The organism is Collinsella sp. LCP19S3_B7 (assembly GCF_052121795.1).
Classification (GTDB): domain Bacteria; phylum Actinomycetota; class Coriobacteriia; order Coriobacteriales; family Coriobacteriaceae; genus Collinsella.
This window is the reverse complement of sequence record NZ_JBQKDO010000010.1, coordinates 69487-93692: the sequence shown is the minus strand read 5'-3', so window position 1 is coordinate 93692 and position 24206 is coordinate 69487. Positions and strand designations below refer to the sequence as shown.

At 61.1% G+C, this 24206-nt stretch carries 20 protein-coding genes and 1 tRNA gene; 10 read left to right on the top strand and 11 right to left on the bottom strand.

The window, feature by feature from the left end; all coding sequences use genetic code 11:
- Window positions 1–263: 263 nt before the first annotated feature.
- The 11 genes from glf to aroF all read right to left on the bottom strand — a co-directional run bounded on the left by glf (window position 264) and on the right by aroF (window position 11709).
- Window positions 264–1388 carry a UDP-galactopyranose mutase gene (glf, locus tag ACTQW0_RS05910; protein WP_441567307.1) on the bottom strand — a complete coding sequence of 375 codons (1125 nt, stop codon included), beginning with the start codon at window positions 1386–1388 and terminating at the stop codon, window positions 264–266.
- A gap of 153 nt (window positions 1389–1541) precedes the next feature.
- Window positions 1542–2423, bottom strand: coding sequence for a hypothetical protein (locus ACTQW0_RS05905; RefSeq protein WP_441567305.1), 882 nt, complete (start codon window positions 2421–2423; stop codon window positions 1542–1544).
- Between the two features lie 119 nt (window positions 2424–2542).
- The gene (locus ACTQW0_RS05900; protein ID WP_427748113.1) at window positions 2543–2992 is read right to left on the bottom strand and encodes a DUF4869 domain-containing protein; all 450 of its coding nucleotides are present in this window, start codon (window positions 2990–2992) and stop codon (window positions 2543–2545) included.
- Between the two features lie 129 nt (window positions 2993–3121).
- Window positions 3122–3559 carry a type II 3-dehydroquinate dehydratase gene (gene aroQ, locus ACTQW0_RS05895; RefSeq protein WP_154516148.1) on the bottom strand — a complete coding sequence of 146 codons (438 nt, stop codon included), beginning with the start codon at window positions 3557–3559 and terminating at the stop codon, window positions 3122–3124.
- A gap of 100 nt (window positions 3560–3659) precedes the next feature.
- Window positions 3660–4898, bottom strand: a complete 1239-nt coding sequence (locus ACTQW0_RS05890; RefSeq protein ID WP_441567302.1) for a shikimate kinase — start codon at window positions 4896–4898, stop codon at window positions 3660–3662.
- The gene (pheA, locus tag ACTQW0_RS05885) at window positions 4899–6044 is read right to left on the bottom strand and encodes a prephenate dehydratase (protein ID WP_441567300.1); all 1146 of its coding nucleotides are present in this window, start codon (window positions 6042–6044) and stop codon (window positions 4899–4901) included.
- 169 nt (window positions 6045–6213) lie between these two features.
- A complete protein-coding gene (gene aroC / locus ACTQW0_RS05880; RefSeq protein WP_441567298.1) occupies window positions 6214–7311 on the bottom strand; it encodes a chorismate synthase in 1098 nt (365 codons plus the stop codon).
- A 1-nt stretch (window position 7312) separates the two neighbouring features.
- The gene (gene aroA / locus ACTQW0_RS05875; RefSeq protein WP_441567296.1) at window positions 7313–8632 is read right to left on the bottom strand and encodes a 3-phosphoshikimate 1-carboxyvinyltransferase; all 1320 of its coding nucleotides are present in this window, start codon (window positions 8630–8632) and stop codon (window positions 7313–7315) included.
- On the bottom strand, window positions 8626–9732 hold the full coding sequence (gene aroB / locus ACTQW0_RS05870; RefSeq protein ID WP_441567294.1) for a 3-dehydroquinate synthase: 1107 nt from the start codon (window positions 9730–9732) through the stop codon (window positions 8626–8628). The genes aroA and aroB overlap by 7 nt, the downstream gene beginning before the upstream one ends.
- A gap of 36 nt (window positions 9733–9768) precedes the next feature.
- The gene (locus ACTQW0_RS05865) at window positions 9769–10683 is read right to left on the bottom strand and encodes a prephenate dehydrogenase (protein ID WP_441559117.1); all 915 of its coding nucleotides are present in this window, start codon (window positions 10681–10683) and stop codon (window positions 9769–9771) included.
- A gap of 3 nt (window positions 10684–10686) precedes the next feature.
- Window positions 10687–11709 carry a 3-deoxy-7-phosphoheptulonate synthase gene (gene aroF / locus ACTQW0_RS05860; protein ID WP_441560824.1) on the bottom strand — a complete coding sequence of 341 codons (1023 nt, stop codon included), beginning with the start codon at window positions 11707–11709 and terminating at the stop codon, window positions 10687–10689.
- A 203-nt stretch (window positions 11710–11912) separates the two neighbouring features.
- On the opposite strand from aroF, the gene ACTQW0_RS05855 reads away from it, so the two are divergent.
- From ACTQW0_RS05855 to ACTQW0_RS05810, 10 genes are all read left to right on the top strand, one after another.
- Window positions 11913–11989: transfer RNA gene (locus tag ACTQW0_RS05855), tRNA-Arg, on the top strand.
- A 76-nt stretch (window positions 11990–12065) separates the two neighbouring features.
- Window positions 12066–14783: an HAD-IC family P-type ATPase gene (locus tag ACTQW0_RS05850; RefSeq protein ID WP_441567292.1), complete on the top strand. Its 2718-nt coding sequence runs from the start codon at window positions 12066–12068 to the stop codon at window positions 14781–14783.
- Window positions 14784–14998: 215 nt separating this feature from the next.
- Window positions 14999–16153, top strand: a complete 1155-nt coding sequence (locus ACTQW0_RS05845; RefSeq protein WP_441567290.1) for a double zinc ribbon domain-containing protein — start codon at window positions 14999–15001, stop codon at window positions 16151–16153.
- 105 nt (window positions 16154–16258) lie between these two features.
- The gene (locus ACTQW0_RS05840) at window positions 16259–16801 is read left to right on the top strand and encodes a peptidylprolyl isomerase (protein WP_154516178.1); all 543 of its coding nucleotides are present in this window, start codon (window positions 16259–16261) and stop codon (window positions 16799–16801) included.
- Window positions 16802–16813: 12 nt separating this feature from the next.
- Window positions 16814–18118 carry a tetratricopeptide repeat protein gene (locus tag ACTQW0_RS05835; protein ID WP_441567288.1) on the top strand — a complete coding sequence of 435 codons (1305 nt, stop codon included), beginning with the start codon at window positions 16814–16816 and terminating at the stop codon, window positions 18116–18118.
- Between the two features lie 127 nt (window positions 18119–18245).
- On the top strand, window positions 18246–19277 hold the full coding sequence (locus ACTQW0_RS05830; RefSeq protein WP_006236061.1) for a rod shape-determining protein: 1032 nt from the start codon (window positions 18246–18248) through the stop codon (window positions 19275–19277).
- Between the two features lie 78 nt (window positions 19278–19355).
- Window positions 19356–20297 carry a rod shape-determining protein MreC gene (gene mreC, locus ACTQW0_RS05825; protein ID WP_154516181.1) on the top strand — a complete coding sequence of 314 codons (942 nt, stop codon included), beginning with the start codon at window positions 19356–19358 and terminating at the stop codon, window positions 20295–20297.
- 12 nt (window positions 20298–20309) lie between these two features.
- Entirely contained in the window at window positions 20310–20876 is a 567-nt protein-coding gene (locus tag ACTQW0_RS05820; protein ID WP_441559121.1) for a hypothetical protein, read from the top strand.
- A gap of 13 nt (window positions 20877–20889) precedes the next feature.
- On the top strand, window positions 20890–22959 hold the full coding sequence (gene mrdA, locus ACTQW0_RS05815) for a penicillin-binding protein 2 (protein ID WP_154516187.1): 2070 nt from the start codon (window positions 20890–20892) through the stop codon (window positions 22957–22959).
- 9 nt (window positions 22960–22968) lie between these two features.
- Complete coding sequence (locus ACTQW0_RS05810; protein WP_154516190.1) at window positions 22969–24195, top strand: FtsW/RodA/SpoVE family cell cycle protein; 1227 nt, start codon at window positions 22969–22971, stop codon at window positions 24193–24195.
- Window positions 24196–24206: the final 11 nt, after the last annotated feature.

The following is a 24206-nucleotide window of genomic DNA, read 5'->3' as shown; positions in this document are numbered from 1 at the left end:
GTGCCCCCTTCGTCGGTGATTTGTTGTTTAGTCGCTAGAAATCATATGACGGGGCGCGGGCCGTGTTCCGCTATGCGGTTGTCAATTTGCGAAAGAAATTATGCGTCACCCCGCTATGCGGTTGTCAATTTGCGAAAGAAATTATGCGTCACCATTTTGGCATCGGGGTGCGCTTGATTGCTCCACATATAAGCCCGGTACAGCATTCGCGCTGTACCGGGCATTCTGTTTGCTTATGGTCGCTAGCTAATGCGCTTTTGTTTCTACGCCTCAGTCGGCTCCACGCCCAGCTCGTTGCGGACGAGCTCGAAGGCGGCGGCGATGGCCTTGTCCATGTCGTAGTACTTGTAGCCGCCCAGGCGACCGGCGAAGATCACGTCGCCCTCCTGCGCCGCCAGCTCCTCGTACTGCTTGTATAGGGCCTCGTTCTTGGCGTCGTTGATGGGGTAGTAGGGCTCGTCGCCGGGCTTCCAGTCGGCCGGGTACTCGCGCGTGATGACGGTCTTGTCCTGCGAGCCGAACTCAAAGTGCTTGTGCTCGATGATGCGCGTGTAGGGGATCTCGCGCTCGGTGTAGTTGACCACGGCCACGCCCTGGTGGTCCTGCTCGTCGAGTGTCTCGGTCTCAAAGCGCAGACTGCGGTACTCGAGCGTGCCCAGCTTAAAGTCGTAGAACGCGTCGATGGGGCCGCAGTAGATCGTCTTGGCGGCGATATCGGGCTCGGAGGCGATCAGCTCCTTGTACTCCACGCCGCAGCGGACCTCGATCCCCTCGAGCATGTTGGAGACCATCTTGGTGTAACCGCCCATGGGGATGCCCTGGTAGCGGTCGTTGAAGTAGTTGTTGTCGTAGGTAAAGCGGCAGGGGAGGCGCTTGATGATGCTCGCGGGCAGGTCGCGGCAATCACGGCCCCACTGCTTCTCGGTGTAGCCTTTCACGAGCGTCTCGAAGATGTCGCGGCCGACGAGCGACAGCGCCTGCTCCTCAAGGTTCTGCGGCTCGCCGATGTTCTCGGCAGCCACCTGCTCGGCGATCTTGGCCTTGGCGTCTGCCGGCGTGACGACGCCCGGCCACATCTTGGCGAAGGTGTTCATGTTAAAGGGCATGTTGTACATGTTGCCGTGGAAGTTGGCGACCGGCGAGTTGACGTAGTTGTTGAACTCGGCGAAGCGGTTGACGTAGTCCCAGACATCCTTCATAGAAGTGTGGAAGATATGCGCGCCGTAGCGGTGGACCTGGATGCTCTCGACGTCCTCGGTGTAGATGTTGCCGGCGATGTGGTCGCGGCGGTCGATGACCAGGACCGACTTGCCGGCGCGCTTGGCGGCATTGGCAAAGACGGCACCCGAAAGGCCGGCACCGACGACGAGGTAATCGTAATGGGACATGGATATGCTCCTCTGTATGTCAATTGGACAGTTGCTTTTGTTTGGGGACAAACGTACCTGATGTGTTCGTTCCAGGGGTTAGTTTAGCAGACGCTCCCTCAGCAGCTCCAGTGCGTGAGCGTTGCCAGGTTTCCAAATGAACTTAAGGACTCGCTATTCTGCCCGTAGGCACTCGGGTAAGACGCTCCCGACTGCATCTATTGCTTGCGGCTTCAGGTATTGCTCATTGAGCTTTGCCTTTTTGTAGGCATAGCGAGTGTCTGCCGAGTATTTGATCAATACGTCGGTGAAGAATCGCTCCCAACTTAGGTACTTGCGGCTTTCGATATAGCTCGAAGGATCCTTGAGGATTTTTGGAATGTCGTTGTTGGGGATGAGGCCGGATTGCAGAAGCGTCCACTCAAATGATTCCGGGAGGAACAAGCGAACGTTCTTGTAAACGCGCTGTCCCAGCACCTTTTCGATGTAGGGGCCAAACGCTGCGCCGTCTCCAATGGCAAGAACGTTTTGCTCGGGGCATTCGTGAATCGTTCGTTTTAGGTTTGCTACGCCGGTAGCGGTGTAGCAGGGGATTCCCAGTCGGTTGCAAAGGGCGCTGTAGAATTGATAACCAGACTTGCTATCCTCGACAATTACGGCATCGGGATTGTCGAAACCTACGTTAAGGTCCTGATACAGCATACTTGCCGTGTGGTCATATAGCGGCTTGGTCACCGAGTAGAAGCGCCTGTCGCTCTTGCGGCCATTGATCGTCTTACTTGTGGTGTTGACCAGTTTTAGGATCTCGTCGACGCTGTAGGGGAGCTCGTTGGCGTCGCGACGAGATATCAGAACAAAATAGTTGGACGAGCCGTTGACGGCTTTGGCGAAGTCCTTTGAGTAGATAAACTCGTTACCCTCATCTAGAAAGACGATTGAATCTTCGATGATCGACAGCTCGCGCTCCCAGCGTCTGCCAGAAAGCGTTTCGCAAGGTACGTCGCAGCTGAGTGCAACGCCGCTTTCCGGTCCTCGGTCGTTGTAGTCGCGAATCATCGAGATGAGCGTCGTTTTGCCCGTGCCGCTGTTGCCGCGTATGAAGGAAATATTTCGTTTAAACGTGAGCGTGTATTTGACCTTTGCACGCTCTACGACAACGGTGTGCGTTCCCCTCATTACTCATCAACATCCAAAAAGTCATTCGTGGCACCGACAAACTCCTGCATGTTCCTGACGATGCGGCCATCGTTTTCAATGCGGATTTCAAAGTTCTTCCAGGGGAATTTCATGATGTGGTAAAGGGTCACCAGCACATCCTGTTCTTTGCCGATCTTGAGTAGCCAGCGGGCACAGTTGTCTCCGCAGGTGGATGCGTTAAACACCATATTTGGGAGATTGCGCACCAGCAGCAGCGTCTTAACGCCGCCGGACAGTTCGAGTGGAGTGATTGAGCCCAGCTGCTTGCTTACGATGTTGTGGGGACCGATGAGCTCTGATCCGTCCACGCGTTTAATAATCTGTGCGGCCATGGGGTCTTCGAACCATGAGTCCAAGTATGAGTTCCTAAAATAGGTTTCGGTATCGTAGATGGAACCGGGGTAATCCCCCAGGTGAATGCTCAGCATGTGGGTCTCCAGACGTAGTGTGACTGCAACGATTATATGCCAGTAATAAAATGCCGGCAGCAGCGAGGTCGCTACTGCCGGCGCTGGCTTTATTAGCGCGTAGTCGTGTTGATGGATTTGCTCGCGACGCTACTTTTCGAGATGCTCCCTCAGCAGCTCCAGCGCGTGCGCATAGCCCTGCAGGCCCTCGCCGGTGATGGTGGCGAAGCAAGCCAGGCGCGCATAGCTTACCTGGCGGAAGTCTTCGCGGGTCTCGACGGCGCTGATGTGTACCTCCACGGCGGGGATGGCGACGGCTTTGAGGGCGTCGAGGATGGCCACGCTCGTATGCGTGTAGGCCGCCGGGTTGATGACGATGCCGTCGACCTTGCCGTAGGCCTCCTGGATCTTGTCGACGATGCTGCCCTCGTGGTTGGACTGGAAGACCTCGACCTCGTCAAAGCCCTGTGCGGCGCCTGCTTCCTGGCAGATCTGCACTAAGCGGTCGTAGTTGTCGCTGCCGTAGATGCCCGGCTCGCGAATGCCGAGCATGTTGAGGTTGGGGCCGTTGATGACGAGTGCTTTCATGGTTGCTTCCTTTGTAGTCTGGTTGGTGAAGGGGCTTGCTGTCTGCGACGTTTGCCCAGATAAAACCTGCTAAAATAAACCTGTCCCTTTTTGGCAGGTTTTAGAGGGTGTCGAGGAGGGCGCGTGCGGTGTTGGCGGCGCAGTCGCGTGAGTCGATGATGTAGTCGGCCCAGGCGCGGTAACGCGGCATGCGCTGCTCGGCCAGCTTGTCGATGCCGTCGCGCGCAGTGATGGGGCGGCCCTTGTGGGCGAGTTCGTCGAGCTTGCGGTTGAGCATCACGATCTGGCTGTTTTGGTGCAGCAGCGGGTAGTTCTCGTCGCGTGTGACCACGCCGCCGCCGGTGGAGAGCACCAGGCCGCTGCGCTTGGAAATGTCGGCCAGCGCCGCCGTCTCCTGCTCGCGGAAGGCTGCCTCGCCGCGCTCGACGATAAAGTCGGCGCAGGGCATGCCCAGGCGCTCCTCGAGAGCACGGTCCAAGTCGATGTGCTCGCGGCCCGTGAGCTGGGCGATCTGCTCGCCCACGCGGGTCTTGCCCGAGCCCGGCATGCCGATGAGCGCGATGTTCTGCTCGCGGCGAGACAAGCGCTCCGTCACATCCAGGATGCGCTCGCGCGGTGTAATCTGGCCGGTGTAGCGCTCGACGGCCTGTGCCGCTTGGGCCACGAGCATCAGCAGGCCGCCGATGCAGGGGATGCCGCGGCGCTCGGCCTCGAGCATCAGACCCGTGCGGGCGGGATTGTAGACAATGTCGATGACACCCTCGAGCGCATCGAGCCCTTCGAGCGTGCAGGGCGCGTCGGGGCAGTGAGGGAACATGCCGGCGGGCGTGCAGTTGACGAGCAGCGCCGCGTCGGACTGCTGTGCGATGTTATCGTAGTTGACCTCGCTCGTGCGGCCGACAGGCACAACGACGGCGCCCAGGTCACCGAGCACCATGCTGGCCGTGGTGCCGGCACCACCGGTGGCGCCGAGCACGAGGGCCTTCTTTCCGGCAACCTCAACGCCCAGCTCCTCGACCAGGCACTGAAACCCAAAGTAGTCGGTATTGTCGCCGCGCAGGCGGCCGTCGGGTAGGCGCGTGATGGTGTTGACGTTGCCCATGCGCTTGGCCAGCGGACTCAGCTCGTCCAGGTAGTCCATGACGGCGCGCTTGTAGGGGATGGTCACGTTGGTACCTTCCCATTCGTCACCCGTCATAAAGGCCTCGAGATCCTCGGGCTCGCGCTCAAATCGCACGTACTCGAGCCCAGCGAGCTCTTTGTAGATGGTCGGGGTGTAGCTGTGGCCCAGCACGCGGCCCAGCACGCCGTAGGGGCGGGTTGCGGTGACATCGGTCATCTAGAGCACCTCCGTGTAGCTGCCAAAGTAAGTGAAGCTTTCGCACACGTCGTCGATCGAGTCGAGCAAGTCATCGAGGGCCTTGCTGCCAAAGGGGCAGTCCAGGTCAAAGTAGAACATAAACTCAAAGTCGTGCCCGGGGATGGGGCGGCTCTCGAGCTTGATGAGGTTGATGTTGAGCGCGTAGAAGCGCTCGAGCACGCGGTAGAGGGCACCCGGCTCATTGGCCGTGGTGATCATGAGCGAGGTACGGTTGGCGCCGGGATAGACGCGCGGCTCGCGGCAGATGACAACAAAGCGCGTGTAGTTGTTATCCGAGTCCTGGATGTTGGGCTCCAGCACCTCCAGACCGTAGAGCGCGGCACAGCTGCGCGAGGCGATAGCGGCGACATCGGTGCGACCGGAGTTGGCGACCATCTCGGCTGACATAGCAGTGTTGGGGTACTTGGTGGCGTGCAGGCTGTGGGCTTCGATAAAGCCGGCGCACTGGGCGATGGCCTGGCCATGGCTGTAGACCTCGCGCACGTCGGCGAGCTTGGTGCCGGGCTTGACGAGCAGGTTGTGATCGATCTTGAGGCGCAGCGAGCGCACGATGTGGAAGTCGAACTGGGCGAGAAGATCGTAGACGGCGTTGACCGATCCGGCAGTTGAGTTTTCGATGGGCAACACGCCAAACTCGCAAAAGCCGTCGCGCACGGCGCGCATGACGCCCTCGAAGGTCTCGAAGAACGCAATATCGGGCACATCGAAGAGTTTGCACGCGGCGATTTGGCTGTAGGCGCCCTCAACGCCCTGGCAGGCGACGGTGGCCGTCTGAGGGAAGGGCGTATCGAAGGCTACGGCCGTGGCATGGGCCTTTTGCGACACGGTGATGCCCTTGAGCTCGTTGATGTAGCGCTGCTGCTCGGCCTTGCTCATGCTCATGAGGAGGCGGAACAGGGTAATGGTCTGGGCCTCGTAGCGCTCGGGTGCTCGGCTGGCAAGGTTGTTGAGTTTGGAGCGCTCGCGGGCGGGGTCAAAGACGGCCTTGCCCATCTCGACTTTTGACTTGGCGACCTCGGTGGCAATGTCCATGCGCTCGACAAAGCTGTTGAGGAGCGTGGTATCGATGCCGTCGATGGCCTGGCGAATATCGGCAAGGTCCATGGAGACCCCTTTCGTGAATCGTTGCCTGGGGTAGTTAATTTGGGACGGGGCTTTTTTAGCTACCCTTTGACTGGTGGCGAATCGATGGGTGCCGGGGCAAATACTCACTGGCATATGGGGGTAGCTAAAAAAGCCCCGTCCCAAATTAGCTACCCTCGGGGTGGGTGGGCTAAAGCTGGGCGGCGTCTTCTAGGAGGGCGTCCCAGATGGCGAGCGCTGCGGCTGCTTCGGCTACGGGGACGGCGCGCGGGACGATGCAGGGGTCGTGGCGGCCGTGGACCGAGAGCTCCGCATTTTCCATGGCGTCCATGTCCACGGTCTGCTGCTCGCGACCGATGGAGGGCGTCGGCTTTACGGCCATCCGCCACATGACGGGCGCGCCGGTGGAAATGCCGCCCAGGATGCCGCCGGCGTTGTTGGACTCGACCGCAATCTCGCCGGTCTCGGCATCTATGCGGTACGGATCGTTGTTCTCGCTGCCGCGCATGGCGGCCACGGCAAAGCCCATACCAAACTCCACGCCCTTTACGGCGGGAATGCCAAACGCGATCTGCGCGATGCGGTTCTCGATGCCGTCGAACATGGGGTCGCCGATGCCCGCGGGGAGCCCATAGATGCCGCACTCCACGATGCCACCGATGCTATCGAGCTCATCGCGCGCGGCGAGAATTTCCTCGCGCATGCGACCGGCGGCCGCGGCATCAATACAGGGCAGGTCGTTCTCAAGAATCGCCTTGCGGTCGGCCTCGCGATAGACCATGTCGTCCATGGGCAGGTCGGAAATACCGCCGATCTGCGCGACGTGCGCCATCACCTTGATGCCGCGGGCCTCGAGCGCCTGCAGCGCAATGCCGCCGGCGATGCATAAAGGGGCCGTCAGGCGGCCGGAGAAATGTCCGCCACCGGCGACATCGTGCATGTTGTGGTATTTCAAGCGCGCCGGAAAGTCCGCATGTCCCGGACGGGGCTTGCGGCGCAACTCGGAGTAGTCCTTGGAGCGCGTGTTGGTGTTCTCGATAATCGCGGCTATGGGCGCGCCGGTGGTGTGCCCATCGACCACACCGGCAATGATGTGCGCGGCGTCGGCCTCGCGGCGCTTGGTCGCGGTCTCGTCGCGACCGGGGGCGCGACGATCGAGGAAGGCCTGCAGCTGCTCCTGGTCAACGGCGATACCTGCCGGAATGCCGTCGAGCGAGCAGCCGATGGCGGGGGAGTGCGACTGGCCGAAGATGCTCAAGTGCAAAACGTTGCCAAAGGTCGAGGACATGCTACTCCTCCTCGAGCGTGACCTTGCCGCCCAGCAGGCGGTAGTGGTCGAAGAAATCGGGATAGGACTTGTTGACGGCCTCGGCGCCGTGGATCACAACTTCGCCGGTAGCACGGCTCGCGGCGATGGCGGCCATCATGGCGATGCGGTGGTCGTTGTGCGAATCGACCTCGCCGCCGGTAAAGGCGTCGACGCCCTTGATGATGAGATCGTCGCCGGCAATGCGCACCTGCGCGCCCAGCGCGGTGAGCTCACGGGTGGTGGTAGCCAAGCGATCGGATTCCTTAATGCGTAGGCGGGCGCAATCGCGGATGAACGTGCGGCCTTGTGCCAGCGATGCCACGGCAGAGATAACGGGCACCAGGTCGGGGATGTCGTGCGCGCTCATCTCAAAGCCGGCGAGCTTATCGGACTGCACGGTGGCGGCGTTGGTGGAGCGCACGATGCGGGCGCCAAAGCGCGAGAGCGCGGCAAGCACGTTGCGGTCGCCCTGCGCGGAGCTCAGTGATACGCCTTCCACAGTGATGGGGTCGGAGCCGATGGCGCCGGCACACAGCCAAAAGGCGGCGTTGGACCAGTCGCCCTCGACAGCCACGTTGCCAGGCGTGCGGTACGAGCCGCTGCTCACGCGGAAGTTTGTGACCTCGGGCTTGCCATTCCTGGCGGGGATGCGCTCGACGTTGACCTCGATGCCAAACGCCTTCATGGCCTGGATGGTCAGGTTGATGTAGGGGCGACTCTCGATAAGGCCGGTCACCTGTACGCAGGAGGGCTGGGCCAGCAGCGGGGCCGCCAGCAGCAAGCCGGAAATGTACTGCGAGCTCACGTTGCCCGGAAGGATAAATGTGCCCGGGCGCATGCGGCCGCTCGTCTTGAGCGGAAAGCCGCCCAGGCCCTGCAGGTCGCAGCCGGCGGCGATGATCTCGTCGGAGAGCGGGGAGAGCGGGCGGGCGCCCAGACGGCCCTGGCCCACAAACGTGGCCTCTGCCCCCAGCGCGCAGGCGACGGGCAGCATAAAGCGGAGCGTGGAGCCGCTCTCGCCGCAGTCGAGCGTGCCGCCGGCAAGTGCCTTGAGCAGGCCAAACTCAATACTCTTCATAGTGGGATGGACTTGGAAGCCATCCTCGACGGTCTCGATGCGGGCGCCGAGCGCCGTAAGGCAGCGCACCGTGGCCTCGATATCGGCGCAGGTGGTGTTGCAGGTCACATGCGTCTCACCGTTGGCAAGGGCGGCGCAGATGATCAGGCGGTGCGCCATCGACTTGGATGCGATGGCGGGGACGGTGCCCTTGAGTGGGGACGGAGTGATGCGGGCTAGCATGCGGATGCGTCTCCCTTCTGGCCGAGGCCCTCGGCAATTAAAACATGGAAGGTGGAAAGCGGCGTGCGGTCGATGCTGCAGCGGCCAATGTCGTGCGGAATTACCAGGTCGATGGTGTCACCGGCGCGTTTTTTGTCGTGCAGCGCCTCGGCAAAGACGGCGTCGGCGGAAAGCTCGCAGCGGGTTTTGAGACCGTGGCGGGCGCAGAGCTCCTCGATGCGGCCGGGCAGCTCGGCGTCGCAAATGCCGTGCAGGGCTGCGGCGCGCGTGATGATGCCCATGCCGATCGACACGCAGTTGCCATGTCCCAGCTCAAAGTGCTCGCAGGCCTCGACAGCGTGTCCAGCGCTGTGTCCAAAGTTGAGCAGCTTGCGCTGGTTGGTCTCGCGCTCATCGGCGACAACCACGGCGCGCTTGATGTCGATATTGCGGGCGATGATGAGCGCCACGCGGGCCACGTCCCGGTTGAGGAGCTCCAGTGTGAGCGGGGTCTTCTCCAACTCGGTGAAAAGCTCGGGGTCGGCGATCACGGCGTGTTTGACGACCTCTCCGCAGCCGTCGGCGAACTGCTCGGGCGTGAGGGTGGCGAGACACCCCACGTCGGCAATAACAACACTCGGCTGCCAAAAGGCGCCGGCCAGGTTTTTGCCGGCAGCTAGGTCGATGGCCGTCTTGCCGCCCACCGATGAATCAACCATAGCGAGCAGGCTCGTGGGGATCTGCACAAACTTGCAGCCGCGCATGTAGGTAGCGGCCACAAAGCCGGCCACGTCGCCCACGACGCCGCCGCCGAGCGCCACGATCACGTCGGAGCGCGAAAGCTCGTGCTCGGCCACAAACTCCAAGATGTTGATGTAGGTCTCGGCGCGCTTGTGGGCCTCGCCGGCCTCGAAGGTGCAGACACTCACCGTATAGCCCGCAGCCTCCAGGCTCTGCTTAACAGGCATTTGGTAGAGCGGGCCCACGTTGGTGTCTGTCACAATGACGGCGCGCGATCCGCCGGCGGTGGCGCGGACGAGCGGGCCCGCCTGCTCCAGCAAAAACGTGCCGACGTGCACCTGGTAGGGGCGTGCGGTGTCGATATCGATGGTAATCGCCATAAGCTTTGGTCCTTTCGACCTGGCGTGATAGGTGGTCTAGTGGGTGGCCTCGTCGTCGAGCGCGCGTTTGATGCGGTCGCCCTCGGCAAGGAGGTTCTCAAGATAACGCTGGTCGCGGTCCTTGAGCGCACGGCTGTAGGCGCCGAGCGAGTCGATCAGGTGGTCGATCTCGAAGGCGAGCGCGTCGGCGTCGTCGATCATGAGCTCGGACCACATTTGCGGGTTGAGGTGCGCCACGCGGGTAAGGTCGCGGTAGCTACCGGCCGAAAAACCGTGGTGAACCTGGGCGGTCGGGCTTTTGACGTAGGCGTTTGAGACGACGTGCGCGAGCTGGCTCGTAAAGGCGATCACGCGGTCGTGTTCGGCGGCGGTGGTCACGCTGAACTTGCCAAACCCTAAGGGACGCACCATCTCGCGCACCTGGCCTAAAAGCTCCAGTTTGAGCGCATCGTCCACTGCAGGCGGCACGAGCACGAGTGGCGCGCCCTGGAACAGGTCGGCACGGGAGTGAGCGTAGCCCGAGTACTGGGTGCCCGCCATGGGGTGCGCGCCCACAAAGTAAAACCCGTACTCGCGGGCGAGTTCGAAGGCACGCTCGCACACGATGCCCTTCACGCCCACGGTGTCAATCACCACGGGTCCCATGATGGCCTCGGTATCGGTGGCGTCGGCGAGCGCTTGGGCGTGCGCCTCGAGCCACTCGATGCAGGCCTCGGGGTAACAGGCCAGCACGATGATGTCGCACTCGCCGAGCGTCTCGTCGTTGAGCTCGCCGGCGACGGTGCCCATGCTGGCGGCCGTCATGACGTCATCGTCGGGGTCCCAGGCCAGCACGCGGACGCCCGCCTGTGCATAGCCGCGGGCAAAGCTGCCGCCGATCAGACCCAGGCCTACAATGCCGGCGCATTTGGGGCCGCCCTGGTTAACGCGTGCGTTTCTCACCGTACCCATGGGCTACTCCATGGTCTCTTGGCAGACGACCTCGCGGATGGCGCGGATGCGGCGCATGGTGTCGTCAAACTGGTCGGGGGTGAGGGCCTGGGCGCCGTCGGACCATGCGCGGCTGGGCTCGTCGTGGACCTCGATCTCCAGACCGTTGGCGCCGCAGGCGGTCGCGGCGAGCGCCATGGGTTCAACGTAGCGGGTGTAGCCGGTCGCATGGCTGGGGTCGGCCACGACGGGCAGGTGCGACAGGTGGTGTAGCACCGGCACGGCGTTGAGGTCGAAGGTGTTACGGGTGCGGGTCTCGAAGGTGCGGATACCGCGCTCGCACAGGATAACGTTGTCGTTGCCCTCGCTCATGATGTACTCGGCAGCCATGAGCAGCTCGTCGATCGTGCCGGACATGCCGCGCTTGAGCAGGACCGGGGTCTTGGTCTTGCCGACCTCCTTGAGCAGGGGGAAGTTCTGCGCGTTGCGGGCGCCAATCTGCATGACGTCAATCTTCTTATCCAAGAAGACCTGCACGTCGCGCGGGTCCATGATCTCGGTGACGATCGGCATGTCGAGCTCGGCCGAGGCCTCGCATAGCAGGTCCAGGCCGGCGGGGCCCATGCCCTGGTAGGCGTAAGGGGAGGTGCGGGGCTTGTAGGCACCGCCACGCAGCATGGTGGCGCCGGCGGCCTTTACGCGGCGTGCGATGCGAATGAGGTTTTCGCCCTCGACGGAGCAGGGTCCGGCGATGACCTGGAACTGGTCGCCGCCGATCTTGATGCCGTGGCCGCAGTCGATGACGGAGTCCTCGGGGTGGAACTTGCGGTTGGCACGCTTGAACGGCTCGGAGACGCGCTGCACACGCTCGACGACGTCCATGGACTCGAGCAGGAACGGGTCGATCTTGGTCGTATCGCCCACCAGGCCGATGATGGTCTCGTTCTCGCCGCGCGATACGTCGGTTTTGAGACCCTTCTTCTCAATCCAGCTGACGATGTGGCCGATGGCCTCATCGCTGGCGCTCTGCTTTAAAATTGCAATCATGGTGTGCCTCTCACCTCGATGGATAACCCTTGCAAAAACGGCCCGCAGTGCGAGCCGTATCATATGGTGCATGAGAGTTTATACTAATTATTTCACTTTTGCGTCCTAAAGTGAGCCGTTGCGCTTCGTCTCCCACGTAATTGCAAAGCTTTTTCTATTATGTTGTTAGCTCGTGGCGCACTTGGGTATAATGCAAACCGTTCGCCCTATTAGCTCAGGGGATTAGAGCGTCTGCCTCCGGAGCAGAAGGCCGTTGGTTCGAATCCAACATGGGGCACCATCGAACGTAAGACCGTCCGAACCTCGCATGGTCCGGGCGGTTTTTCTTATACCGACGCGACGTGATAGGACGTGGTATGGCAACGACGGATATCGAGCGCGGACTTTCGACCGCCGAGGTCGAGGAGCGCATTGCCGCCGGCAAGATCAACCGCAACATGGAGCTCAAGACCAAATCGGTTCGTGAGCTTATCATCGAAAATCTCTGCACGCTGTTCAATCTGATCAACGTGGTTTTAGCGATTTTGGTCATTATGACCGGATCGTTTAAGAACCTGACGTTCCTGTTCGTGGTGTTCCTCAATACTGCCATCGGTGTTATCCAGTCCATGCGATCAAAGAAGATGGTCGACAAGCTCACACTCCTCACTTCAAAGAAGGCCATCGCGGTGCGTGATGGTGCCGAGGTTGAGCTCGACTTGGACCAGATCGTGCTCGACGACATCATTCGTCTGGGGCGCGGCGACCAGATACCTGCCGACGCCGTGGTGGTATCGGGCGAGGCGCTCGTTAACGAAAGTTTGCTGACGGGCGAGAGCGACCTTATTAAGAAGCAACCTGGTTCCGATCTCATGAGCGGCAGCTTTATAGACTCGGGCCTGTTGCGTGCCCGCGTGGTCCATGTTGGTGCGGATAACTATGTGGCCAAGATCAACAACGAGGCCAAGTACGTCAAAAAGGTCAATTCCGAGATCATGAACGCGCTCAACGCCATCGTGCGTTTTGCAAGCGTCATCATGATTCCGCTTGGTCTGGCTCTGTTCGCCTCGAGTGTAAGCGGGCTATGGGATGCAGCCGGTACGCCGGGCGATAGCGCGCTTTCGTGGTGCTTTTCCGAGCTGCTGGCCGGTCGCGTGCCTTCGTCGGCGCTACTGTCCACGGTGGGCGCTCTTTTGGGCATGATTCCGCAGGGCCTGGTGCTGCTGACCTCGTCGGTGCTTGCCATCGCCACGGTGCGCCTGGCGCGCTGCAAGGTACTCGCGCAACAGCTCTATTGCATCGAGACGCTCGCGCGCGTCGACGTGCTGTGCCTGGACAAGACAGGCACCATCACGTCGGGTCGCATGGAGGTCGAGGGCACCTATCCGTTGCCCGTTGAGGGCGTGAGCTTGGCCCCGGACGAGGCACCTGTCCCCGTCGATACTACCGTGCTCGATTTTGCGCTTGCCAATGTCGCGCGCGCGACCTCGGCTGATGCCAATGAGACCTGCCAGGCGCTGCTCAACTACTACGCCGACCGCCCGGTCGAGGTGTCCGAGCCGCTGTCGGTCATTCCGTTTTCGTCCTCCAAAAAGTGGAGCGGCGCCTCGTTTGCGCAGGGCTCCTATGTGATGGGCGCGGCGCAATTTGTGCTTTCGGAGCGTATCTTTGCGCAGGTCGAAAATCGTGTGGCCGAGCTTGCCGACACCTGCCGCGTGCTCGTGGTGGCCCGTGTGGACGGCTTTACGCCCGATGGCGATATGGTGGGCGAGGCCGAGCCCGTGGGCTTTGTGACCATTCGCGATGAGATTCGCACTTCGGCCGCCGAGACCATCGGTTACTTTAACGAGCAGGGCGTGACCCTCAACGTGATCAGTGGCGACGACCCGCGCACGGTGTCGTCGATCGCACGCGTGGTGGGCGTGCCGGGGGCGGACGCTTATGTGGACGCCACGACGCTCGATACGCCGTCCAAGATTGATGCGGCGGTGGACCGCTATCACGTCTTTGGCCGCGTGACCCCGCAGCAGAAGCGCGAGCTCGTGCAGGCGCTCAAGAGTCGCGGCCATACCGTGGCCATGACGGGCGACGGCGTCAACGATGTGCTGGCACTCAAGGAGGCGGACTGCTCCGTGGCCATGGCCGCCGGTTCCGACGCCGCACGCAACGTGGCCGAGATCGTGCTGGTCGATAACGACTTTGCCTCGATGCCCGCCGTGGTGGCCGAGGGCCGTCGCTCCATCAACAACCTGCAGCGTTCGGCCTCGCTGTTCCTGACCAAGACGCTGTTCTCGATGGGCCTGGCGGCACTGTGCATCGCGCTGCCGCCGTATCCCTTTGAGCCTATCCAGATGACGCTCATTAACTTCTTCTGCATCGGCGCGCCGGGCTTTGTGCTGGGCCTTGAGCCCAACAATGCCCGCGTGAAGGGCTCATTCTTGACCAACGTGCTCAAGCGCGCGCTGCCGGCGTCGGTTGCAGTCATTTTGGCCGCGGCGCTCGACATCTTTGTGGCGCGCGTGTTTGGCTTTAGCCAGCTCACGCTGTCGACGATGTGCCTTCTCACGTCGTGTGCGGCAAGCGTGAGCCTGATCTGGCGTATCTCGCAGCCGCTCACACCCTTGCGTGTGGTGCTCTTTGTATTTGTCGTCGTCGGCATCTTGGTGGGCGTTATCGGATTCCCCGAGCTGCTGTCTATCGCCAACTTGTCGATGGGCGAGGCAATTATCCTTCTGGTGATTGTGGTCTTTACTTGCGGCGTGTTCTTTAAACTCGCCACGATGATGGATTCGCTTAAGCCGCGTCGCCGTCATGCCGCCACTGGCTTTGGCCGCGGAGTGCGCGTTCGCTTGGGCCGCGGTGGCGGCAAGGTGAGCTCGACGGGCTCGACGGCCGAGCGTTTTGCCAAGCGCCTCGCCGCCGACATGGCCCAGCGCCGCGAAGATCGCACCGCTCGCGAGGCCGAGGCCCGAGCGCTCGAGGGCGTGGAAAAGACCCAGCCCAAGAAAAAGAAGGGCGCGGGCGTCAAGCGCTCGCGTGTGACCAAGTCCGCCCAGGGCATTAAGGTCTCGATGCCGAGCAAAAAGAAGAAGTAACCGCACCTCACAGGGTAGCTAATTTGGGACGGGGCTTTTTTAGCTACCCGGCTGATGACGTGATCTATTTGGCCGATTGGCGGCCAGGGCAGCTAAAAAAGCCCCGTCCCAAATTAGCTACCCTGCGATGTTGAATTGGTGCCCTGTGCCTTTAGGGGCGTAGCGATGTTATGCTCTAACCTCGATTGTTCGAATGATTCCGAAAAGAGGATGCCGTGATTTGCCCGCATTGTCTCAAGACCATAGAGGACGGCTCCTCGTTCTGCCCCTATTGCAATACCTATGTTGGCCCGGGCGATGGCCCCGAGCACACCGAGTTTGTGTTCTGCGAAGGCTGCGGTGCCCGTCTGTCGCCGCATGACCGTACCTGTTCCAAGTGCGGGCGCCCTGCCCCGGGCATTCTCTCCGAGGATGCGGCAGCATCCGACCTGGCTGCTGGGCGCACGGCTGGTTTTCCCCGCCTGACACAGGAGCAGATCGATACCGAGGTGCCCCATGCGCCGGCCTCTGCCGCCGCGGTACTTTCCGATGCCGCCGATCCCAATGAGACCTGCGTGCTGCCGGCTTTCGACAGGGATTTTGGCATTCCCAAGGTCGATATCCCGCTGCCGGTGTCCCTTCGTGACGACGCTCAGTCCAAAAATCAAAAACCCAAGCGCAAGGTGCATCCGGACGAGGATGCCTACCACAAGCACAAGCGCCGTATTCCCAAGCCGCTCATCGTCATCGTGTTGCTCGCTGCCGTGTGTGGCAGTGCCTATTGGTTTGTGACGTCGGACCCCATGGGCGTTATGCCGGGCTTTTACGACCAGTTTGGCCAGGCCGCCAAGACGACGTTCCCCTCGCGCCAGAAGGGCGAGGCTACCGAGGAAGAGGCCAAGTCCGACGATACCGCCGAGGTGGTCCAGGAGGAGACCGTCCTTTCCGACGACCAGCTCTATACCAAGCTCGACGGTCTGTATCAGACCATCGTGTCGTATGGCGACGATGATCAGATCGGCGAGGTTGTCGACTCGTTTAACAGCGGGTACCTGCGCACGCCGCTCTCCACGCGTCAGGAGCTGTCGCAGAGCGCTTATGCCCTGCGCGACCAGATCAAAAATACCCAAGACGAGCTCAACAACCTTAAGGTGCAAGATGATACCGTCTACGCGGAGGATATCGAGCACCTCAAGCAGCTTGCCGAGTGGATGTACGAGCGCGTCGACATGATCTGCCAGAGCTGGGATATCTCGCTGTCCATTCCCGATGGCGAGTCGCTGAGCGCACGCCAGAGTGAAATCTTGGCGCCCATCGCACAGGGCGGCAACAGCGCCCTTAACCAGTACGATGCCAATGTGAGCGCCTGGAAGCCGCAGCCGCGTTCGTAATTTGTTGCCCTCCGACGGCATAACCTGCGTGCGCAATTGATGGACGCCCGTGCTTATTGCTACAATTCGTACAAATATGCTTTAAACGCACGAGGAAGGAACCGCATGTTTGGTTTTAAGAAAGAGCTTTATACGCCCGAGTACCAGCTCGCTGGTGACGAGTGTGCGATCATCGAGACGTCGAAGGGTACGATCAAGGTCAAATTTGACGGCGAGGGCGCTCCCATCCATGTGGCGAACTTCTGCGAGCTTTCTACCATGGGCTTTTATGACGGCCTTAAGTTTCACCGCTATGTGCCCGGCTTTGTGATCCAGGGCGGCGACCCCAATACCCGCGATATGTCCGGCGCTGACGTCGCCGCCGGCCTTGAGGGCCCCGACGGTATGCCCGGAACCGGTGGCCCCGGCTACTGCATCAAGGGTGAGTTTGCCACCAACCCGCGCAACAGCCATGTGGACGGTGCGCTTGCCATGGCACGTTCTATGGATCCCGATTCCGCGGGCTCCCAGTTCTACTTCTGCCTGGGTGCCCAGCACAATCTGGATTCCGGTTACACCGTCTTTGGCACCACGGTCGAGGGCCTCGACGTGATTTCGCAGCTGCGCGCCGGCGACGAGATCGTCCATGTCGAGATCGTTCACGAGTAAAAGGGGACTTCCTTGAATAGCCAGTTGATTCAACAGGGTCGAGCCGCTTATCGTGCGGGCGACTTTTCCGCTGCCGCTCAGATGCTCGGTGCGGCAAAGACCCCCAGCGAGATCATGGGCGAGGCCGACCATCTGCGTGGCAACGCTCTGATGCACCTGGGTATGTACGCCGAGGCTGCCGAGGCGTACGCGGCTGCCCTCAACGACGGCACCTATGGAAAGCGCGGCGCGCTGCTCACCAACCGCGGCAAGGCGCTCGCTGCCGTGGGTGACTATGTGACCGCAGCCCAGGCGTTCTCCGCCGCAACGCAGGATGCTTCCTATGCTACGCCGTTTAAGGCCTATCTGGGTCTTGGCAACGCGCTGTTCCAGTCGGGCGATTTCGCCAATGCAGGCACTGCCTTCCGCCAGGCCGCCATCGATGGCGCCAATCCAGCCCCCGCGGCCGCCCTTGGCGAGCTCGGCCGCTGCTTCATCAAACTTGGCCGACCGGCGGACGCCGTGGAGACCTACCGCACCGCTATCGACTTTGCCGGTCCGCGCGATGACACGCGTGCGCTTAACGCGGGTATGGGCGAGGCACTTTCTGCCGCGGGTCGTCCTTCCGAGGCGCTCGATGCCTTTAATGCCGCCACCGCCGACGGCATCTATCAGCTCACGCCCGAGCAGGCCGATGAGCTTGCCCGCGTGCACGATTCACTTGCCGCGCTTTCGGCCCAGACCGCCATGGCCACGGCCCCGGCGCCCGCCATGGATATGACTGCTGTCGATTCGCTCGATCCCACGGGTGCCACTGGCCAGTTTATGCCCGATCCGTCCGACACGGGCTTCTTTACGCTGTCCGAGTCCGAGATGGTCCAGCAGGATCGTCAGGACCGCAAGCAGGCCAAGGTCCGTCGTCGCCATCGCCATACGGGCCTCAAGGTCTTCCTGGTTTTGCTTCTGCTGATTGTTCTTGCCGCGGGCGGTTTGGGCTTTGCCTACACGCGCGGCATGGGTATCCCCTCGCAGGAGTCCGTCATCACCGATCTGTTCCAGGCTGCCGGCGACGGTGATACCGCCAAGGCCGAGTCTTGCCTGGCCTCCAGCCTGTCCGAGGACGCCAAGGCGATGATTATCTCCTCGATCCCGCAGGGCGCCACCGTCTCCATCGAGGGCATGGATCAGTCTATGACCGAGAGCACCGCGAAGGTGAAGGCTTCGCTGTCCAAGGGCGGCGAGCAGGAATATACCGTCAAATTCGTGCGCTCCGATAACCATATCGGCTGGGCGGTATCTTCGCTCGACATCGATTTCTCGGCCGCTGACAACCAGTAGTGACCTTATGAGATTTGGCGCTGCCCGGTGCTTCACCGCAAGTGAGGTGCCGGGCTTGCGCTAGTATGATGGGCTAGTAGTTTTCCAGCAATCATCCAACACATCAGGAGTTGCGTTGTTTTCTTTGATGGACATGTTTTTCGGTAGCTATGCGGGCGATCTAGCCATCGACCTCGGCACCGCCAATACGCTTGTCTCCGTGCGCGGCAAGGGCATCGTCATTCGCGAGCCTTCCGTCGTCGCCATCGACAAAAACGATGAGCGCATTCTTGCAGTCGGTATCGAGGCCAAGCGTATGCTTGGCCGTACGCCCGGCAACATTGTGGCCGTGCGTCCTCTTAAGGATGGCGTCATCGCCGACTTCGATGTCACCGAGGCCATGCTTCGCTACTTTATCGATAAGGCTTCCGAGAAGCGCTATCCGTGGACCCCTCGTCCGCGCGTCGTCGTATGCGTTCCCTCTGGTGTCACGTCGGTCGAGAAGCGCGCCGTGTTCGAGGCTACGATTCAGGCAGGCGCTCGCCAGGCCTATCTGATCGAGGAGCCCATGGCCGCGGCTATCGGTGCTGACTTGCCTGTCGAGGAGCCGACTGGCTCCATGGTCATCGATATCGGTGGCGGCACCACCGAGGTTGCCGTTATCGCCATGGGCGGTATCGTCGTGTCGCAGTCCATCCGCATTGCCGGCGACGAGTTCGATCAGGCTATCCTCACGCATGTTCGCGATGCCTACAATTTGGCCATCGGCGAGCGCACGGCCGAGGACATTAAGATTAAGGTCGGCTCTGCCGTGCCGCTCAAGGACGAGCTCGACGTCGAGGTCAATGGCCGCGACGTGATCACGGGCCTGCCCAAGACCGTGCGCATCGAGAGCGAGGAGATTCGTCGTGCGCTCAATAAGCCGCTCGACGAGATGGCCAAGGCCGTCAAGGACGCACTCGACGCCACACCGCCCGATCTTGCCTCGGATCTTATGTACTACGGCATTCTGCTGACCGGCGGCGGAGCGCTGCTGCGCGGCCTCGACGTGCGCTTGCGCGACGAGACGGGCGTTTCGGTCAACGTGAGCCCCACGGCGCTCGACAACGTCGTAAACGGTTGCGCCCGTGTGCTCGAGGCCAACGCGTTTGACGGCGGTTTCGTCCAGACCAATGCTTAATTTCCAAAAGGTGGATTCCATTTGGCACGATCTTCGGGTTTCTCTTCAAATCTGAATACCAAACGACAATCAACGGGTATGCGCCCGTTGATTGTTTTCAGCCTGATTTCTGTGTTGCTGCTCACGTTTTACATTCGAGAGGGCGAGGCCGGGCCGATACATGCCGTGCGTTCGGGCGTCACGACAATCACCTCTCCGGTGCGTTTCGTTGGCTCGGCGGTGGCGGCGCCATTCAATGCCATCGGCAACGTGTTCTCCAACCTCACCGCTTCGCAGGAGTCGCTCGACGACCTTAAAAAGCAAAACGAGGTCCTCACTTCCAAGGTCGCGGAGCTTTCCGAGGCCCAAAAGACCGCTGAGCGCCTTGAGGGTCTTGTGGGCCTGCAGTCGACCTATAACCTCAAGTCCACTGCGGCTCGTATTGTCGGAGCCTCGGGTGACGCCTGGACGTCGACCGTCACCATCGATAAGGGTTCTGCCGACGGGCTTACCATCAACATGCCCGTGACGAGCTCGGCCGGCGTCATCGGCCAGATTATCGAGGTTTCGGCCAAGACATCGACCGTGCGCCTGATTGGCGACGAGAACTCTGGTGTGTCCGCCATGGTGCAGGACACGCGCGCACAAGGCATGCTACAGGGCCAGCCCGATGGCACGCTGCGTCTTGAGTACGTGAGCGTCGACTCCGATGTTAAGGTTGGCGATATCATCGTGACCTCGGGCATCGGTGGCGTGTTCCCCAAGGGACTGCCGCTTGGCACCGTGTCTTCGGTCGAGAAGTCGGCTAACGACGTGTACTACACCATTGTGGTGCGTGCGCAGACCACGGCCGAAAATAACGAGGAAGTGCTCGTCATCACCTCGCTCACCGATGAGCAGTCGGCTTCGGACGATGATGTGAGCTCGGCCAATAGTGCCCCGCAGGGCTCGTCGCGCGATGCTGCGACTCAGTCTAAGGACGAGAAATCGGATGATGATTCCGACACGGCCGAAGCGTCCGATTCTGGATCGAGCGAATAGGGAGGCATGTCCATGGATCTACACGAGCAGGGGACTGGCTCCCGTGCCTTTGCAATCGCCGCTATCGTCTGCGTGCTGCTGCAGGCGGGACTGGCACCGCAAATCTCCATCGCGGGCGGTCGCGTCAACTTTATGATTATTTTGGTGTGCCTGGCCGTGTTTTCGGGCGACCCTACGCGTGCCGTCGTTTGCGGCTTTTGCAGCGGTCTGTTTTACGACCTTTCCGCCGCCGTGCCGGTGGGCGTTATGTCGCTGCTGCTGACCGTGGGCAGTTTTGCTTTGGTGCACAGCGCGGCTGGTCAGACGGGCGGCTCGCCGGGCGCGCGCGGCATTACCGTGGGCGCCTTTGCGCTTGCCATCAACGTGGTCTACAGCATCATCTTGCTGTTTATGGGTCTGGAGACGAGCTTTGTGGTGGCCATCTTTGGGCACGCTCTGCCGTCCTCGATCCTGACGGGCTTGATTGCCATTCCGTTTTTGATGTCCGGCGCCGCTCCGCAGTCTGGCTATGGGTTCTCCGCGCGCGGTGGGCGTCAGACGGGCATGCGCTTTAAGCCCAAGACCCGTAAGCTCAAATAGGGGAGGCCTCAAGATGTCTTCCCAGTTGACGGTTGTTGTCGCCGGTATCGCGCTGGTCGTGGCCATTGTGGTCGCGCTGGTCATCATGCGCCGCGGCGACTCCCGCTTTACCTACGACACACAGCACGGAACGGCCCCGCGCGCCACCGAGGGCGAGGGCAATACGGCCGCCACGGCCTTCAAGGGCCGCTTCTCCATCCTCACCACGGGCGTGGGTGCCATGTTTGCCGCGCTTGCCGTTAAGCTGTGGGGCATGCAGATGGTCTCGTCGGACTACTACGACAAGCAGGCCAAGAGCAATCAGACCCGAACCGTTACCACGCCGGCCGTGCGTGGCCGCATTTTGGACCGCAACGGCGTCGCACTGGTGCAAAACCGCCCCTCGCTCGCCGTCGTCGCCTATCGCGATCTTGCCGACGACAAGGTGCTGGTGCGTCATCTTGCCAACGTGCTCGGCATGCCGTATGTCGCGGTGCTGCGCAACATCCAGGACAATTCCGAGGGCGCGCAGAGCCTGCATACGATCGCGACTGACGTGCGCCGCTCTACCGTCGCCTACATTCAGGAGCACGCCGGTGAGTTTCCCGGCGTGAAGATAGCCGAGCGCACCGAGCGCCAGTACCCGTATGGCGAGACCGCCTGCCATATTTTGGGCTATACCGGCACCATTACCTCCGAGCAGCTCGAGGCGCAGAACAAGAAGTCGTCGGACGGCAACGAAAGCGCGGCTGGCCAGATCTCGTATCAATCGGGCGATATTGTGGGTCAGGCGGGCGTAGAGATTTACTACGAAAATCTGCTGCAGGGCATTCGCGGTGAGCAGACCGTGAAAGTTGACGCCTCGGGTAACGTTACCGGTCAAGCCGGCGCCGTTCCCGCCAAGGCCGGTTCTGACATTAAGCTTACGCTCGATCTTAAGATTCAACAGGCCTGCGAGACGGCTCTGGCGAATGCCATTGAGCTTGCCAAGACTACGGGCCATAGCAATGCCGGCAACGGTGCCGTGGTGTGCCTTGACCCCAACAACGGCGAGATCCTGGGCATGGCAAGCGAACCCAAGTTTGATCCTTCTGTCTTTATCGGCGGCGTTTCCAATGACGTGTGGACCGAGCTTAACGATGACGAGGGCTCGCATCCGCTGCTCAACCGCGCCATTAGTGGCCAGTACATGTCCGCCTCGACCATCAAACCCCTCTCGGCGTTGGCTGGCCTCGAATTTGGCACGTACACTTCGAGCCAAACGACCAACTGCACGGGATATTGGACCGGCTTGGGCAAATCTTGGGGAAAGTACTGCTGGCTGCACTCCGGCCACGGCACGATGACGCTGCAGTCCGGTATCGCCAACTCCTGCGACCCCGTGTTCTACGATATGGGCAAGGCCTTTTTCTACAACGACCAGCATCCCGAAGGCTTGCAAGAGGTCTTTCGCCGTTGGGGCCTGGGCAAGACCTGCGGCATCGACCTGCCGAGTGAGGGTGCGGGCCGCATTCCCGATGCCGAGTGGAAAGAGTCGTACTTTACCGACGCCTCGGCCGAGGACCGCAAGTGGAATGCCGGCGATATGACCAACATCGCCATCGGCCAGGGCGACATTCTGGTGACACCGCTGCAGATGGCCTGCGCCTACATGGGTATTGCCAACGGCGGCAAACAGTATGTGCCGCATGTGTTCTTATCTGCTGTCTCGCGTGATGGCGACGGCGATGCCTACAAGTACAACGGCAAGGGCAAAAAGAAGCGCCTTGAGGCCCAAATTAACAACGATGCCGATCTTGCGCTGGTCCGCAACGGCATGCACGATGTGATTTACTCGGCGTCGACTTCGACCGCCGCGCACTTTAACTCCCTGACCCCTACGGTCTACGGCAAGTCTGGCACGGGCGAGAAGAGCGGCGAGGACGATTACGCGTGGTTTTGCGCCTACGCGCCGGCCGATGACCCCAAGTACGTGATCGCCACTGTCTTGGAACAGGGCGGTGGCGGCTCCGATACCGCGCTGCACGTTGTGCGCGATGTCCTCGGTGCGATTTATGACGAGCCCGACACGTCGACGGCCACGGGCGATTCCTCGGTTCGATAGGAGGTTGCGATGGACTTTTCGCCGGCGGACCTGTTCCGCTCAACCAAAACCGGCTCTCGCAGCAGCCTGGACCGCGTCAACAAGCAGATTTCCGCATCGCGCGGAACGTTTCGCCAAAAGGTGCACGTCGGCGTGCTGTTGGCGACTGTGGCGCTCGTCACCTATGGCGCCATTATTATCTGGTCCGCCTCGCAGTTTAAAGCCGACGCCTCGTTCTCGCGTCACCTGCTGGGTATCGGTATTGGCGCGGTGCTGGCGGTGCTCGTCTGGCGCACCGACCTGCGCGGCATTTCCAACTTTTCGACGGCCCTGCTCGTCATCGATCTCATCGTGATCTTCTCGCCTAAGATTCCGGGCCTGTCCTATACGGGCGGCTTGGGAATGACGGGTTGGATCAAGATTCCCGGTATCGGTTTAACATTCCAGCCCGTTGAGCTTGCCAAGCTCATCACCATCTTCTTTATGGCCACGCTTGGCTCGCAGTACAACGGGCGCATCGATACCGCTCGCGACTACATTAAGCTCTGCGGCATGCTGTCCGTTCCGTTTTTGGCCGTCGTCGCCATGGGCGATCTGGGCTCGGGTCTGGTCGTGCTGGTGTCGGGCGCCATTGTCATCTGCATGAGCGGTGCGCGCCGCGAATGGGTGCTGTCGACTTTGGCTCTGCTCGTGGGTTTGGTGGCGCTCGTCCTGGCGCTCGATTCGGTCTTCGATTCGCTGCTCGGTCACGATGTGCTCATTAAGCAGTACCAGATGAATCGTCTGACGGTCTTTATCGACCCCGACAACGCCGATTCGGACGATGCGTACAACCTGCAGCAGTCGTTGATCGCGGTCGGCTCGGGCGGTTTCTTTGGTAAGGGCTTGGGGCATGCGACGCAGTCGGCCGGGGGCTTTCTGCCCGAGTTCCATACCGACTTCGTCTTCGCCTTTTTGTCAGAGACGTTCGGCTTCTGCGGTTCCTTTTTGTTGCTGTGCCTGTACGTACTGCTCATCTTTTCGACGATTCGCGTCGCCTTTAAGTGCGAGTCTCTGTTTCTGCGCTTGTCATGTGTGGGTATTGTCGGCATGTGGGCATTCCAGACGTTCGAGAACATCGGCATGTGCATTGGCATGATGCCGATTACCGGTATTCCGCTGCCGTTCATTAGCTTTGGCTCGTCGTCGATGATGATCCAGTTGCTGACGGTGGGTATCGTACAATCCATATGGCGGCATCGTTCGGGCGCCGCGTAACCGCTGGAGGG